The sequence below is a fragment of the Pseudoxanthomonas wuyuanensis genome (assembly GCF_900215535.1).
Taxonomy (GTDB): domain Bacteria; phylum Pseudomonadota; class Gammaproteobacteria; order Xanthomonadales; family Xanthomonadaceae; genus Pseudoxanthomonas_A; species Pseudoxanthomonas_A wuyuanensis.
Genome location: NZ_OCND01000006.1, coordinates 12,085 through 26,930, shown reverse-complemented (window position 1 = coordinate 26,930; position 14,846 = coordinate 12,085). Strand labels below are relative to the sequence as shown.

General features: G+C 65.8%; 13 protein-coding genes. 2 read left to right on the top strand and 11 right to left on the bottom strand.

Annotated elements, in window-relative coordinates:
• The first annotated feature begins 191 nt into the window (after positions 1–191).
• The gene (locus CRO39_RS12740) at positions 192–1,319 is read left to right on the top strand and encodes an HDOD domain-containing protein (protein ID WP_162125919.1); all 1,128 of its coding nucleotides are present in this window, start codon (positions 192–194) and stop codon (positions 1,317–1,319) included.
• Between the two features lie 505 nt (positions 1,320–1,824).
• The gene (locus CRO39_RS12735; RefSeq protein WP_097122339.1) at positions 1,825–3,426 is read left to right on the top strand and encodes an OpgD/OpgG family glucan biosynthesis protein; all 1,602 of its coding nucleotides are present in this window, start codon (positions 1,825–1,827) and stop codon (positions 3,424–3,426) included.
• 521 nt (positions 3,427–3,947) lie between these two features.
• Here CRO39_RS12735 and flgL read toward each other — a convergent pair.
• From flgL to flgB, 11 genes are all read right to left on the bottom strand, one after another.
• Positions 3,948–5,150 carry a flagellar hook-associated protein FlgL gene (gene flgL, locus CRO39_RS12730; RefSeq protein WP_097122338.1) on the bottom strand — a complete coding sequence of 401 codons (1,203 nt, stop codon included), beginning with the start codon at positions 5,148–5,150 and terminating at the stop codon, positions 3,948–3,950.
• The gene (flgK, locus tag CRO39_RS12725; RefSeq protein ID WP_097122337.1) at positions 5,147–7,030 is read right to left on the bottom strand and encodes a flagellar hook-associated protein FlgK; all 1,884 of its coding nucleotides are present in this window, start codon (positions 7,028–7,030) and stop codon (positions 5,147–5,149) included. Before flgK ends, flgL begins: the two co-directional genes overlap by 4 nt.
• 15 nt (positions 7,031–7,045) lie before the next feature.
• The gene (gene flgJ / locus CRO39_RS12720; protein ID WP_097122336.1) at positions 7,046–8,092 is read right to left on the bottom strand and encodes a flagellar assembly peptidoglycan hydrolase FlgJ; all 1,047 of its coding nucleotides are present in this window, start codon (positions 8,090–8,092) and stop codon (positions 7,046–7,048) included.
• The gene (locus CRO39_RS12715) at positions 8,092–9,234 is read right to left on the bottom strand and encodes a flagellar basal body P-ring protein FlgI (RefSeq protein ID WP_274382274.1); all 1,143 of its coding nucleotides are present in this window, start codon (positions 9,232–9,234) and stop codon (positions 8,092–8,094) included. The genes flgJ and CRO39_RS12715 overlap by 1 nt, the downstream gene beginning before the upstream one ends.
• A 76-nt stretch (positions 9,235–9,310) precedes the next feature.
• Positions 9,311–10,000, bottom strand: coding sequence for a flagellar basal body L-ring protein FlgH (flgH, locus tag CRO39_RS12710; protein WP_097122334.1), 690 nt, complete (start codon positions 9,998–10,000; stop codon positions 9,311–9,313).
• Between the two features lie 10 nt (positions 10,001–10,010).
• Positions 10,011–10,796: a flagellar basal-body rod protein FlgG gene (flgG, locus tag CRO39_RS12705; protein WP_097122333.1), complete on the bottom strand. Its 786-nt coding sequence runs from the start codon at positions 10,794–10,796 to the stop codon at positions 10,011–10,013.
• A 282-nt stretch (positions 10,797–11,078) separates the two neighbouring features.
• Positions 11,079–11,828, bottom strand: a complete 750-nt coding sequence (locus CRO39_RS12700; RefSeq protein ID WP_097122332.1) for a flagellar basal body rod protein FlgF — start codon at positions 11,826–11,828, stop codon at positions 11,079–11,081.
• Positions 11,829–11,964: 136 nt separating this feature from the next.
• Positions 11,965–13,185, bottom strand: a complete 1,221-nt coding sequence (gene flgE / locus CRO39_RS12695; protein ID WP_097122331.1) for a flagellar hook protein FlgE — start codon at positions 13,183–13,185, stop codon at positions 11,965–11,967.
• Between the two features lie 44 nt (positions 13,186–13,229).
• A complete protein-coding gene (locus CRO39_RS12690) occupies positions 13,230–13,898 on the bottom strand; it encodes a flagellar hook capping FlgD N-terminal domain-containing protein (protein ID WP_097122330.1) in 669 nt (222 codons plus the stop codon).
• A 36-nt stretch (positions 13,899–13,934) separates the two neighbouring features.
• Positions 13,935–14,342, bottom strand: a complete 408-nt coding sequence (gene flgC, locus CRO39_RS12685; RefSeq protein WP_097122329.1) for a flagellar basal body rod protein FlgC — start codon at positions 14,340–14,342, stop codon at positions 13,935–13,937.
• An 11-nt stretch (positions 14,343–14,353) separates the two neighbouring features.
• Positions 14,354–14,740, bottom strand: coding sequence for a flagellar basal body rod protein FlgB (flgB, locus tag CRO39_RS12680; RefSeq protein ID WP_097122328.1), 387 nt, complete (start codon positions 14,738–14,740; stop codon positions 14,354–14,356).
• Positions 14,741–14,846 lie beyond the last annotated feature (106 nt).

Sequence of the window (14,846 nt, the reverse complement as noted above, 5' to 3'; positions counted from 1 at the left end):
GCTGCGCCGGCTTGTCGGGGTTTACCCGACAGCGCGGGACGAAAGAGTGTGAAGCGTTCCGCAATATCCCATCGCGCCATTCAAGAACGTGCAGGTGCGGCCGACATTCTTGGTAGATTTTCGTGTGGGCGAGCGTTCCGCGCATCCGCGCGGCGCCGCCGGGGTTGATCATCCTTTTCTGGGGAACTGCTTTGCGCATCCTGTACGTTGGCGATACCGACTGTCTGCCCGAGGACCTGGCCGACTATATCGGCGACATGGGCGACGAGTGGAAGGTGGAAACGGTGGCCGACGGCAACGCGGCGATATTCGCGGTGGCCAACGAGGCCATCGATGTCGTGATTGTCGGCCCGTCGTTGCCGGACCTGGCGCCGCCCACGCTGCTGGGACAGATCCGCACGCTGCGCCCGGAAACCATCCGCATCGCCCTGCTGGAAACCGGCGAGCAGGGCAGCGCGCCGCCCGTGCGCCTGATTGGCGTGGCCCATCGCTTCCTGCCACTGCCGCTGGCATCGGAAACGGTGCTGGAAGCCATCCACAGCCTGGAAGAACTGCGCGACCTGCTGGACAGCCCGCGCCTGCGCCGCGCCATCGGCCGGGTCGAACACCTGCCGTCGCCGCCGCATCTGTATTTCGCGCTGACCCGCGCGCTGGAAGAAGACGAGGGCAGCAGCGCCGACATCGCCCGGCTGGTCGCCGGCGACCCGGCCATCGCCGCCAAGGTGCTGCAGCTATGCAACTCGGCGTTCTTTTCCAATGGCCGCGCCATCACCGATCTGCGCGCTGCGGTGACCCGCCTGGGTCTTGCGACCTTGCGCGATCTGGTGCTGGCCAGCGAAGTGTTCTCGATCAAGACCGGCTCCACGGTGGACCGCGCCGCGCTCCAGCAGCGCGCGTTGCTGGCCTCGCGGCTGGCCGCCAGAATCCTGCCGCATACCAGCTCCGAACTCGGCGCCACCGCCGCGCTGCTGGCCGATATCGGCCTGCTGCTGCCCGGCGTGCGCGACGAACGCCTGCCGGTCGCCGCCAACGGCGAGCCGGACGAACGCCCCGGCCACACCGAGGCCGGTGCCTACCTGCTGGGCCTGTGGGGCCTGCCGATGCCCATCGTTGAAGCGGTGGCCTTCCATCGCCAACCGCAGCGCTCCAGCCTGCGCAGCTTCTGGGTCCCCGGCGCCGTGCACGTGGCCGGCGCACTGGCCAGCAACGAACCGGTCGACGAAGCCTACCTGTCCTCGCTGGGCGTGCTGCACCAGTTGCAGGGCTGGCGCGACATGGCCGAAACGATGAGCGGGCGCATTGCCGAACACGCGGCGTAGTGCTGTTGCGACAGGCCATCGGCCACTTTGAAGCAAGCGCTTGCGATGCACTGCGTCGCGCTGCCGAACGCCCGCCATTTGCGATGGCGGGCCGGACCTTCATAGCGGGCGCTTCCGGTGTGTCGTGTCCGGCAACGCCATAACCACCGGTTTCTGGACAGTCTGCCGGCGTTCGAAAAAAGTCGGAGATCGATGATTTCCGTAGGAACGATGGCTCTGGATAGCCGAATGGCTGGCCGAGTCGCGATGAAGTGCCAATGGTAAAGCTTCATCGCGACTCACCGGCACCGGCATGCCGGCACCACTCCTACAGGCATAGACGTCCTCCCATCTGCGAGAAAGACCGAAGCCTGGGACAGCGCCATCAAGCCGGCGCTACTGGCTAGCTGGATTCTGCAATCTGCGGCCGCCGCCTGGACAGGCAGGATTGCGTCCGTCGCGCCTACATGGATTTGACGCGGCAGCGATTAGCATGCTGCCTCGGTTCTGCACCATCCCCCACCAGATGAATCGACGTAAATTCTTGAAACGCGCGGCAGGCGCGTTTGCTGCGCTTGGCCTGCCGTCCGCGTTGCTGTTGCCGCATGACTCCCGCGCGGCAGGGCAGAACCTCCGTTTCGGTCCGCCGCAGCCATTCGATTTTGCTGCGTTGAAGGGACAGGCGCGGGCGTTGGCTGTCGCGCCTTACCAGCGCCATGGTGGCCAGCTGCCGGCGGCGGTGGCGGCGTTGGACTGGGATCAGTACCAGTCGATCCGCTATCGCAAGGATCACGCATTGTGGGCTGGCGATGACCATCGTTTCCTGGCGCAGTTCTTCCATATGGGGCTGTACTTCAAAAAGCCGGTGACCATGCATGAGGTCGCTGGCGGCCAGGCGCGCGAGATCGGGTACGAGCCGGCGATGTTCGACTATGGCGACAGCGGGCTGGACAAGGTCGGGTTGCCGGCCGATCTGGGTTTTGCCGGCTTCCGCCTCAACCGGCGCAGCGATCCCGAGCGCGATTTTGCCGCGTTCCTGGGCGCCAGCTATTTCCGTGCGGTGGGTGCTGAAGGGCAGTACGGTCTGTCCGCGCGCGGGCTGGCCATCGATACCGGCACCGGCAGCGACGAGGAGTTCCCCGACTTTGTCGCCTTTTACCTGGAACGCCCGGCCGGGGACTCGGAAACGGTGGTCGTCTACGCGCTGCTGGATTCGCCCAGCATCGCCGGGGCCTACCGTTTTGCGGTGACGCCGGGCGAACCGCTGCTGATGGAAATCGACAGTGCGCTGTATCCGCGCAAGGCCATCGAGCGCATCGGGCTGGGGCCGTGCACCAGCATGTACCAGACCGGCGAGAATGATCGCCGCATGGCCTGGGACTGGCGCCCGGAAATCCACGACAGCGATGGCCTGGCGATGCACAGCGGCAGCGATGAATGGATCTGGCGGCCGCTGACCAATCCGCCGCAGCTGCGTTTCAACATGTTCAGCGATCGCGATCCCAGGGGCTTTGGCCTGCTGCAGCGCGACCGCGATTTTGGCCACTACCAGGACGATGGCGTGTTCTACGAGAAGCGTCCGTGCCTGTGGGTGGAACCCAAGGGCGGTTGGGGCGAAGGTTCGGTGCAACTTGTGGAAATACCCACCGTGGACGAGACCTTCGACAATATCGTCGCGTTCTGGAATCCGAAGGAAAAGCCGCAGCCCGGGCAGGAATTGCTGTTCGGCTACCGTCTGTTCTGGGGAGCGGCGCCGCCGGCAGAGCCTGCGTTGGCGCAGTGCGTGTCGACCCGCACCGGCCTGGGCGGGGTGATCGGGTTCAAGCGCCTAGCCTGGTCGCAGCGTTTTGCGGTGGATTTCCGTGGCGGCAATCTGGCCCAGCTGGCTGCCCGCAATGCTTCTGTCGAACCGGTGCTGCAGGCCAGTGGCGCCAGGCTGGAAACCGTTTCGGCGCGGCCGCTGCACGAGATCCACGGCTACCGGGTGATGTTCGATGCGGTGCCCGAGAAGGACGACAGCAGCCAGATCGATCTGCGTTTGTTTCTGCGCGATGCAAGTGGCGCGTTGAGCGAAACCTGGCTGTACCAGTGGACTCCGCCGCCGTTGGCGGAGCGGAAGGTGTATTGATTTCGGACCGGGTTTCGTAGAGAAGTTTTCTGGAATATGAGTCGCTGGCTCCCGCTGCGTGGGGCGGATGAAGCTGTCCTTGCTGGTGGCTGTCTGCGGATTGAAGCAATGCCGATATGATGCCGAGGAGTCTTTCAAGAAAATTCTTCTCCCTGGGTGGGCTGGGTCTAAGTGGAATCTGGTGGCCAGGGCATTGCGCGACACGCCGTAAACACGTCCCTGTGGGCTCTTACGCGGCATCCATGCCGCGTACGGTCCCGCAATGCCCTGGCCACCAGCTTCAGGACAGATTGTCGACGTTCGGAAGAAACATCGGAAGTCGTAAATTTCTGTAGGAGCGACGTGAGTCGCGATGAGGCGTTACCGGTAAAGCTTCATCGCGACTTACGTCGCTCCTACAGGCATGGGTGTTCCCTCATCTGAAAAAAAAACCCCCGCGCGAGGCGGGGCAGGGACTGCAAAGGATTGCGTTGAAAAGAAGATCTGGCGCTTGCCTGCAGATCTGCGGCGGTGGGCCGGCCTCAACCCATCAGCTTGAACAGCGACAGCGACTGCATCTGCATGAACACGGTTTGCGCGGCCTGCAGGGCGGTGTTTTCCAGGTTGTAGCGGCCGATGGCTTCGGCCCAGTCCAGGTCGCGCAGGGTGGACAAGGTGTCCTGGTAGGTGATGGCGTTGGCCTCGCGCAGGTTGGCGGCAGTGTCGATGGCGGCCAGTTGCGCGCCGCCGCTGGCGCGGGCATCGATCATCCTGCCCTGTGCGGTGGCCACGTCGCGCAACGAGGTCTGCAATGCGTTCTGCATCGCGGTTTTTTCCGCGTCGGTGGTCGGGTTGCTTTCCAGCGCGGCGATCAGGTTCTGCACGGTGGCGAAGATGTCGCGGGTGCCGGAGGGGCCGATTTCGAAACTGTCGCCGGCGGCGGGCTGGCCGTCTAGCTTCATCTGCACGCCGGCGAAGGCGATGCTGGCGCCTTTCTCGTAGGCGCCGGTGGCGATGACGGCGTTGTTGCTGTCGTAGATCTGGTAGCTGTCGGCGGCGGTGAATTCGATGCGGTAGCTGCCGCCATTCCAAGCGCTGGCATTGGTGACGCTGAAATCCATCAACAGGCCGGTACCGGTGTTGCCGGCGGCGGCGCGCGCGTCGACGCGGCCGTCGCCGGTGCGCAGGCGCATGAACACTTCGCTGCCTGGCAGGGTGTCGGAGACGAACATGTCCGGCGCCACTTCGACCTGGCGCTGGCTCTGGTTGCCACTGTAGATCACATTGCCGCCGGAAATGGCGAGCGGGGCGCTGCCGTCGTCGGTGCCGCCGAACAGGTAGCGTCCGGCGCCGTCGGTACTGTTGGCCAGGTCCAGCAGGCCGGCGTAGATGGCTTTCAGCTCGGTGCTGATGGCCAGCCGGCTGTCGTCGCCAAGCGCGGAGTTGTTGGCCTGTACCGTGAGTTCGTTGATGCGCGCCATGGCATCGCCGACGCTGGTCAGCGCGCTTTCCTGCAGGCCCAGCCGGTTCTGCACCGCGTTGGCGTTCATGCCGAAGCGTTCCAGTTCGGCCAGCGCCCGGTCCAGGCCCACGGCGGTGCCGGCGGCGACCGGGTCGTCCTTGGCGGTGACCAGCTTCTGGCCGGAGGAAAGCTGTTGCTGGGTATGCGCCAGCTTGGCCTGTTTGGCCAGCATCGTGTTGATCGACTGCTGGTACATCATGCCGGTGGAAATGCGGTAGTTCATCGGCGCACCGCGCTCAGCAGGGATTGGAAGATGTTGTCGGCGGTCGAGATGATCTGCGCGGCGGCTTGGTAGGCCTGTTGCAGGCGCATCAGATCCGCGGCTTCCTCGTCCAGGTTGACGCCGGAAATGCTGTCGCGCGCGGCCTGCGCCTGGTTGTAGATCACCAGTTGCGCCTCGGCAGAATAGTCGGCCTGGCGCGCGGCCGAGCCGACGCTGGTGGTCAGGCCGCTGACCGCGCCGTTGAGCGTGGTGGTGCCGCCGTTGAGCACGCGCGCATCGTCCAGGTTGGCCAGCAGGTTGGCGTTGCCGTTGTCGCTGGAATTGGTGCCGTTGGCCGAAACGTTGAAGCTGTCGCCCGCGGCCGGTGCGCCATCCAGCACCAGGCTCCAGCCATTGTGGCTGATGGTCTGGCCGGCGCTGTAGGCGAACGGACCGGCGCCGTCGATGGTGTACTGGTTGGCGTCGATGAATTCGATGGCCACCGGGGTCAGCAGATCCGCGTGGCCGGCGTCGGTGACTTTGAGGCCGCTCAGCTTGCCGCTGCCGATATTGGCCAGATCCGCCGCCGCCTTGACCGGTGTGGCGGCGGCGATGCGGCTGGGGTCGGTGATGGCCACGCCGATTGCACCGGCGGCGCCGGCGGTGGGCTGCAGCAGGAAGCGGTCGTTGGTCGCCGGCGTACCGGAGGCCAGCACCAGCTCCACGCCATTGACCACCAGCGGATCGGCGGCGGTGCCGGAGCCGCTGAGCGGTATCGCCGCACCGGTATCGGGGTGGGTGGCCAGCCAGTTGCTGCCGTCGAAACGCAGCAACACGTTCTGCCCATTCAATGCCGACAGATCGCCCAGCGCCGGTTGCAGCACCGCATCGCCGCTGTTGCCCGAATGCGCGGATACCTTGGGCGATGGTATCGAGAAGAAGTCGCCGCCCAACTGGCCGTACAGATCCATGCCGCCGGCGTGGCCGGCGTTGAAGGTTTCGGCCAGCGACACCGCAATGCGGCCCAGTTCGGCCACGGCCGGGTCCAGCACCGTGGTGCGGAACTCCAGCAATCCGCCCATCTGCCCGCCCAGGCCGTTCTGGCCCAGCGTGGTGCGTTGCCCGTTGGTTTCCAGCGCCACCTGCAGACGTTCGGGGCGGTAGGGGTCGGAGGTGGTCACCAGCTTGCTGGCGGCCGTGCCGACCACCAGCGGCTGGCCGCCGGCGGTGAATACATTGATCTGCCCGCCATCCTGGGTGACCGCGGTTCCGCCGGTATAGCTGACCAACTGGCTGATCAGCTGATCGCGACGGTCCAGCAGGTCGCCGGAGGCGGTGTTGGCGTTGCTGCCGATCTTGCCGTTGAGCTGGGCGATTTCGTTGGCCAGGCGATTGACTTCGTCGACGCCGGCAATCAGGCCTTTGTTGACTTCATCATTGAGTCCGTCCAGGTGCTTGTCGATCTGGTTGAAGCGGGTCACCAGCGCCTTGGCCTGGGCCAGCAGGTTTTCGCGCTCGGCCGACGAGGCCGCATTGGAAGACAGCGCGCTGACCGAATCGAAGAAGCCCGACCACGGCGCGCTGATGCCGGTGGCCGCTTCGGAGAACAACGTGTCCACGCGGCTGGACAATACCGACAGTTGCTGCAGCCGGCTCAGTTCGCCGCCGGCGTCCAGCAGGCGCGAAGTGGCCAGCGAATCGGCCATCCGGCGGATGTCGACGATCTGCACGCCGTTGCCCTGGTGGCCGTAGCCGGTGTAGGTGCCGGCGCGCGCCTCGAACTCGGCGCGCTGGCGCGAATAGCCCGGCGTGTTGATGTTGGCGACGTTGTGGCTGACCGTGGACAGCGCGCGCTGGAAGGCCAGGAGTGCGCTGCTGCCGGTGGCGAGTAGGTTGGACATTCGGTGGCTCCTGGATCAGCGGCGCAGCGTGTTGGCGACCGCCGAGCTGACGGCGCTGCCCATCGCCGACAGCACCTTGCCCAGGGTGGGGCCATTGGCAATCGCGGAAATCTTGGCGGCATAGCCGGGGTCGGTGGCGTAGCCGGCTTTCTGCAGGCCGCGCGCGAAGCCGGCGATGTCCTTGCCGGCGGCCAGCGCCTGTTGGTAGCGCGGATTGTTCTTCAGCAGGCGCACGTAGTCGGCGAAACTCTCGGCCGGCGAGCCGTAGGCGCGGAAGTCGGCGGTTTCCGAATGCTTGACGCCGTTGGTGTACTCATGGGTGCCGACGCGGGCGCGTTCGCCCTTCCAGCCGGTGGCCTTGATGCCGAACAGATTGTGCGCGCTGCCGCCGTCGTTGCGCTGGATGGTGCGGCGGCCCCAGCCGGTTTCCAGCGCGGCCTGGGCCACCAGCGCGCGCGGGTCCACGCCCAGTTCCCGGGCGGCGGTCTGCGCGTGCGACCAGATCTCCGCGACGAAGCGCTCGGGCGTGTTCTTGGCGAATTTCTCCGGCGGCGTGGCGGCGACCTGTTCGACCTGATCGCAGGCTTCGGAAGAGGCCACCATCGATTTGAGCGCAAACGACAACGGCATGCCGCCATCGGGAGGCGATGCCGGAGCGGAGCTGCGGCCGGCAATGGCGTCGAGCATCTGGGCGGCGTCCGCCGGCACCGATGCGCCCGGCGCCATGCGCCGGTATTCGGACAGGCCATAGCTGCCGGGCAGGCCGGCTGCGGCCGGCGCATTGCCGCCGAGCTGGCGCGCGATCATCGGCGCCAGGCCCAGCCCCTTGCCCTCGCTCATGGCCTTGGCCAACTGCTGGTCGTACATGTCGCGGAACATCTGGTTTTCGCCGGGAAACAGCGAATCGCCGAAGCTGGCCTCGCGCATGCACTTGATCAGCATCTGCGCGAACTGGCCCTCGAGCTTGCGCGCGACCTCGTCGATGCGCGCGGCATCGGCGGTGCCGCTGGCAGCGTTCAGCGCCAGCGCCGGTTGCAGGCTGCCGATGGCCGGACTGCTCATCAGATCACCTCAAGCTCCGCGCGCAGGGCGCCGGACTGCTTCAACGCTTCCAGGATCGCGATCAGATCGCCCGGCGCGGCGCCGACTTCGTTGACCGCGCGGACGATTTCGTCCAGCGAGGTGCCGCCGGCGAACTTGAACATATGGCTGCCGCCTTCGGTAATCGACACCGACGACTGCGGCGTGACCACGGTCTGGCCGCCGCGCGAGAATTCGTTGGGCTGGCTGACGTTGGCCGATTCGGTAATCGTCACCGTCAGCGAACCATGGGTGATGGCCGCCGGCATCACCGTGACCTGCGAGCCGATGATCACGGTGCCGGTGCGGGCGTTGACGACGACCTTGGCCGGCGCCGAGCCCGGGTTCAGTTCCAGGTTCTCGACCTGCGACAGGAACATGATGCGACGGCCCGGATCGGCCGGTGCGCGTACGGCGACGGTGACGCCGTCCACCGCGTAGGCATTGCCGGCGCCGAAGTTCTGTTCCAGCGCGGCGACCATCCGCGAGACGGTGGTGAAATCGCCCTTGTGCAGGTTCAGCGTGATCACGTCGCTGGCGCCGAAGGCATCGGGCACCGCGCGTTCGACGATGGCGCCGTTGGGAATGCGGCCCACGCTGGGCACGTTGACCGAAACGCGCGAACCGTCGCGGCCCTGCGCGCCGAAGCCGCCGACCACCAGGTTGCCCTGGGCGATGGCGTAGACCTCGCCGTCGGCGCCGCGCAACGGCGCCATCAGCAGGCTGCCGCCGCGCAGCGAAGTGGAATTGCCGATCGAGGACACGGTGATGTCGATGGCCTGGCCGGGCTTGGCGAAGGCAGGCAGATCGGCATGGATGGCCACCGCGGCCACGTTCTTGAGTTGCGGATTGACGTTGGGCGGCACGTTGACGCCCAGCTCGCCCAGCAGGTTCTTCAGGCTCTGCACGGTGAAGGGCGCCTGGCTGGTGCGGTCGCCGCTGCCATCCAGGCCCACCACCAGGCCGTAGCCGACCAGCGGATTGCTGCGCACGCCGCCGACCTGGGCCAGATCCTTGATGCGTTCGGCGTGGGCGGAGAAGGCGGTCAGCAGCAGGAGGGAGGCCAGTAGTACGGGACCGGGGACCGGGGACCGGGGACCCGAGAAGGAACGTCCACGGCGCAACGCTTTTCCGGGTCCCGGGTCCCGGGTCCCGGGTCCCGGCTGAAAGAAAGCCGTCCATCTCAACATGATGTTCTCCTCAATTCGGATAGATGGGCGAATTGAAGAACCGGCCGAGCCAGCCCATCGAGTTGGACTGCGCGATCGCGCCGCGGCCGCCGTAGGCGATGCGGGCGTCGGCCACCTTGCTGGAGGGAATGCTGTTGTCCGGATTGATGTCGGCGGCGCGCACGATGCCCTGGATCTGCACCAGTTCGTCGCCCTGGTTCAGGCGCATGTTCTTCTGCCCCTGCACGACCAGGTTGCCGTTGGGCAGGCGCTGGATCACGGTGACGGTCAGGCTGCCCTGCAGGCGGTTGCTCTGCGCGCTGCGGCCGTTGCCGCTGAAACCGCGTTCGCCATTGACCGAGGCGCTGAGCAGGTCGCGGCCGTGGTAGGTCAGCGGCGCGCCGGCGATGCTGGGCGCGGCCAGCGTGATGTCGCTTTCCTTGTCGATGGCGGTGGTCGCCGAGGTCTGCGCGGTGGTGTTCTCGATGAGGTTGATGGTCAGCAGATCGCCGACATCGCGGGCGCGGCGGTCGCCATAAAGGTTCAGGCTGGGACCGGCGCGGTAGATGGCGCCGCCGGTGGCCGGCGCCTGCGCCGCCATCACCGGTTCTATCGGCTGCATCGGCGCATACGGGCGGACATCGCCGAACGAGCGCGCGCAGCCGCTGAGCATCAGCACGGCGAAGGCGAGGGCGGTGATGGCGTAAGCGGATCGCTTCATGGCGTGTGCCTTAGACGTTGTTGTTCAGATAGCCGAGCATGGCATCGGTGGTGGAGATGGCCTTGGCGTTCATTTCGTAGGCGCGCTGGGTTTCGATCATGCTGACCAGCTCTTCGACGACATTGACGTTGGAGCCTTCCAGCGAACCCTGCACCACGCTGCCCAGGCCGTTGAGGCCGGGCGTGCCGTTCTGGGCGGGGCCGGAGGCGGTGGTTTCCACGTACAGGTTTTCGCCCTTGGCCTGCAGGCCGGAGGGATTGACGAAGTCGGTCAGCGTCAGCGCGCCGATTTCCAGCGCCTGCGCTTCACCGGCCATCGTCACGCTGATGGTGCCGTCGTTGCCGATGGTCATCGACTGCGCGCCTTCGGGAATCTGGATGCCGGGCTGCACCGGATAGCCGCTGTTGGTGACCAGTTCGCCCTGGGCGTTGATCTGGAACGAACCGTCGCGGGTGTAGGCGGGCGTGCCGTCGGGCAGCAGCACTTCGAAGAAGCCGCGGCCGTTGACCATCACGTCCAGCGAGCGGCCGGTCTGCTGCGGATTGCCTTGCTGGAAATCCTTGGAGGTCGACACCACGCGCACGCCGGTGCCCAGTTGCAGGCCCGACGGCAGCTGGGTCTGCTGCGAGGTGGAACCGCCGGGCTGGCGCACCTGCTGGTACAGCAGATCCTCGAAACTGGCGCGGTCGCGCTTGAAGCCGGTGGTGTTGGTGTTCGCCAGATTATTGGAGACCACCGACATGCGCGTCTGCTGCGCATCCAGTCCGGTCTTGGCGACCCAGAGGGCTTGATTCATGACGTGGTTTCTCCGTGCGGGAATGGGGAATCGGGAGTAGCAGCAGCCCGCTTCGGAAGAAGTAAGGCAAGACTTGTGCCGGAACGCCGGGCGGATTCCCGTCACGGGTTTCTGGCGCTCCAGAAAAAGACACCCTCGTCATTCCGGCTTGCGCCGGAATGACGGAATGGGGAGCTTTGAGTTTCAATGGTGACGGGCGCTGCCGCGTGCCCGGAACGTCAGAAAGCCGGCGCAAGCCGGCTTTTTTCGATTCCCCGTTCCCTATTTCCCATTCCTGGCGCTTCAGCCGCCCAACCTCAGCAACTGGTTCGACGATTGCGCCATGTCGTCGCCGGTACGGATGACCTTGACCTGCATTTCGAACTGGCGCTGCAACTGGATCATCTGCACCAGCGCGCCGGCGGCGTCGACATTGCTGCCTTCCAGCATGCCGGTGCTCAGGCTGTTGCCGCCGGCCTGCGGCAGGACGGTCTGCGGGTCGGCCTGCCGCATCAGGCCGTCGCCGCCGCGAGTCAGTTGTTCCGGCTGGGCATCGACCACGCGCATGCGACCGACGATGGCCATGGTTTGCGGGCCTTCGCCCTGCGGGATGATCGATACCGTGCCGTCGTTGCCGATATCGATCGATTGCGCCGGCGGCACCGCCATCGGGTTGCCGGCCTCGTCCAGCACCGGATGGCCGTTGGCGGTGACCAGCATGCCGTTGGCGGTGATGGCCAGTTCGCCGTTGCGGGTATAGGCCTGACTGCCGTCGGCGGCCTGCACGGCCAGCCAGTTGTTTTCGCGCAGCGAGATGTCCAGCGAGCGCCCGGTGACCATCTGGGTGCCGGGGCTGGCGTCGAACCCCGGCTGGATCAGCATCGCGTCGATCCGCGACGGAAACCCTTCGCCGGCGATCCGGAACGCCTCGGTCGCCGCCAACTGCGCCTTGAAGCCCTTGGTGTCGACGTTGGCCAGGTTTTGCGCCACCGTGCCCTGCGCCTGCAGCGAAGCGCGGGCGCCGGTCATTGCGACGTAGAGTCCTTTGTCCATGGGGTGAGCCGGCGAGAAGTGAGTTGCGAGGAGTGAGTGAAGAGGAGCGAGAAATGAGTGGAAGCGGTGCGATGGGGAGCGAGGGAGTCGTGAGGCTCTTACCTCACTCCTCACTCCTCATCACTCATTTCTCGCATCACCTGATGTTGATGACCGTCTGCGTGATCTGATCCTGCGTGGACAGCATCTGCGAGTTGGCCTGGAAGTTGCGCTGGGCAACGATCATGTTGACCAGCTGTTCGGTCAGATCCACGGTCGAGGCTTCCAGCGCGCCGGAGGCGACCTGGCCGAAATCCGAGGTGCCGGGCGCGCCGGTGCGCGGCTCGCCGGAGGCGAAGCTGTGCGTCCAGGTGTTGTTGCCCTGCGACACCAGGCCTTGCGGATTGGTGAAGTTGGTCAGTGCGACCTGGCCGACCGCGCGGTCCACGCCGTTGGAGTAGCGCGCGTAAACCACGCCTTCGGGCGAAACGCTGAATTCGTTGAGCTTGCCGCTGGCGAAACCGTCCTGGCGCTGATCCTTCTTGGCGAAGGCCTCGCCGTACTGGGTGGTGCCGCTGATGTCCATCGTCATATTGAGCACGCCGGCGCCGGTGGTCGGGGTGAACGGATCCAGTGTCACCAGCCCGTTGGCGGGCGCGGTCAGCGCGCCATTGTTGTCGAACTGCACGGTGGTCGGCGCGCCCATCGAGGTGCCGTCGACATAGGTATGCATCTGCCATTCGTTGGGATTGGCGGTCTTCACGTAGTAGACCGACTGCGCATGCGCCACGCCCAGCGAGTCGTACACGGTGACCGAGGTGGTTTCGTTATAGCTGTTGCCGTCGGCGGGATCGAACGGTGCGATGGTCGGTTCGGCGGCATTGCCGGGCAGGGTGACGCCCAGGTTGACCCGGGTGGTCGGGCTGGGCGGGCTATCGCTGGTCAGCAGCTGCAGGTCGACCAGGCGGCCGGTATCGAAGCCGGAGCCGTCGGCGCGCGGCGGGAACACCTGCAGCCGGTAGCCGTCGGGCGTGGTGACGAAGCCGTTGGAATCGCGCTGGAAGTTGCCGGCGCGGGTATAGACATTGGTCCCGTTGTTGCTGACCGTGAAGAAGCCTTCCTGGTCGATGGCCAGGTCAAGGTAGCGCCCGGTCTGGTTGATGTCGCCCTGCGAGAACTGCTGGGCCACGTTGGTCAGCCGCACGCCGGCGCCGATGCCGTTGCGCAGCAGGCCGTAGCCGGTGGTCGAGAACACCTCGGCGAATTCGGCGCGGGACTCCTTGAAGCCGGTGGTGTTGACGTTGGCGATGTTGTGGGAAGTGACGTTGAGGTCGGCGTTGGCCGCCTTCATGCCGGAGAGCGAACTGTTGAAAGCCATGATGGATACCCCTGGAGGTTGCGGCCTGGATTGCCTGTGAAACGTCAGGAAGCGGATTTGCCGATGCGCAGCACGTAGTCGATCGGTGCGGCGCCAAGGCCTGGAAGGTTGAGGTAAAGCCCGTCGGAACCGATCGTCACGCTTTCGACGGTGGCATCGACGTAGGTGTTGAGGGTGGTGGCGGTGCCGCTGCTGGCGGTGTGCGTGGCCTTGATCGAATACGCGCCGGTCGGCATCTGATCGCCCTTGGCGTTAAGCCCGTCCCACGCAAACGGGACTTCGCCCTTGGCGTCGGCTTGCAGCGTCAGTTTGCGCACGATCACGCCGCTGGCGTCGGTGATCTCGATGGTGATGCTGCCCGTCTCCGGCGCCATCACCACGCCGCTGGCTTCGCCGCTGCCGCTCAGCGCCAACTGGTCGGACGGCACCAGCACCGAATGGCCCACCAGCGAGGCGCCCTTCAGCACCTGGTCGCCGGTCAGCGCATTGTTGAATCCCGCAACGGTCGTGTTCAAATCGGCAATCCCTTGTACGGTGGAAAACTGCGCCAGCTGTCCGATGAACTCGCTGTTGGACAGTGGCTTAAGCGGATCCTGATGCTTGAGCTGTTCGGTCATCAGCCGCATGAAATCGGCCTGTCCCAGCGCGCCGGACGCCGGTTTGGTGTTGGTGGTGGTGGAGCTGGAATAGAGGTCGTTGGTGATGGTGCTCATGGGCGGTTTCCTGTCGGATTGGTCGGGTCAACCGCTTCAGCGGCCCATCGAAAGCGTGGCCAGCGCCAGTTCCTTGGCGGTGTTGAGCACTTCAACGCCGGCCTGGTAGCCGCGCGAAGCCGAGATCAGGTTGACCATCTGCGCCACCGGGTCCACATCCGGGGCATAGACATAGCCTTCGGCGTCGGCCATCGGATGGCCGGGTTGGTAGCGCTTGACCGGCGGCGCCTCGCTCTGGGCGATTTCCTTGACCTGCACCGAGGTCAGCGAGCCGTCCGCATTCAGCGGGCGGGCCTGGAACACCGGTTCGATAGGTTTGTAGACCGCCTCCGGCGAGGAGGCGATGGAGTCGGCGTTGGACAGGTTGCTGGCGATGGTGTTCAGCCGCACCGACTGCGCCTGCAGCGCGGATCCGGCAACGTCGAAAATCGGAAGATTGCTCATGGCGTCGCCCCTTACTGGCCGGTGATGGCGGTGAGCATGCCGCGCACCTTGGATTCGATGAAGCTCAGCGAGGCGCGGTATTCCAGCGCCGCGCGGCCGTAGGCGGCGCGTTCGACGTCGGCGTCGACGGTATTGCCGTCCAGGCTGGGCTGCACGCCGGCGCGTTCGTAGATCTGCGGCGGCAGGTTCAGCCCGTTCAGGTGGCGGGCGTCGGTGGACTGCAGCGGCGCGCTGGCGGCAGCCGCGTTCTCCAGGGCGGCCTGGAAGTTCAGATCCTTGGCCTTGTAGTGCGGCGTGTCGGCGTTGGACAGATTGCTGGCGATCAGCTGCATACGCTGCTCGCGCAACGGCAGCGCCGTGGCGTGGACACCCAGGAAGTCGGAAAGCGGATTGGACATGGCACGCCCCAGCGGATCGTTGCCAGAGCAGAGGCAAGAGCTGTGCCAAAAGCTAGGAACGAGTGAGAAGGAACGAGAAACGAGTAAGAGCAGCGGCTTTCCACTC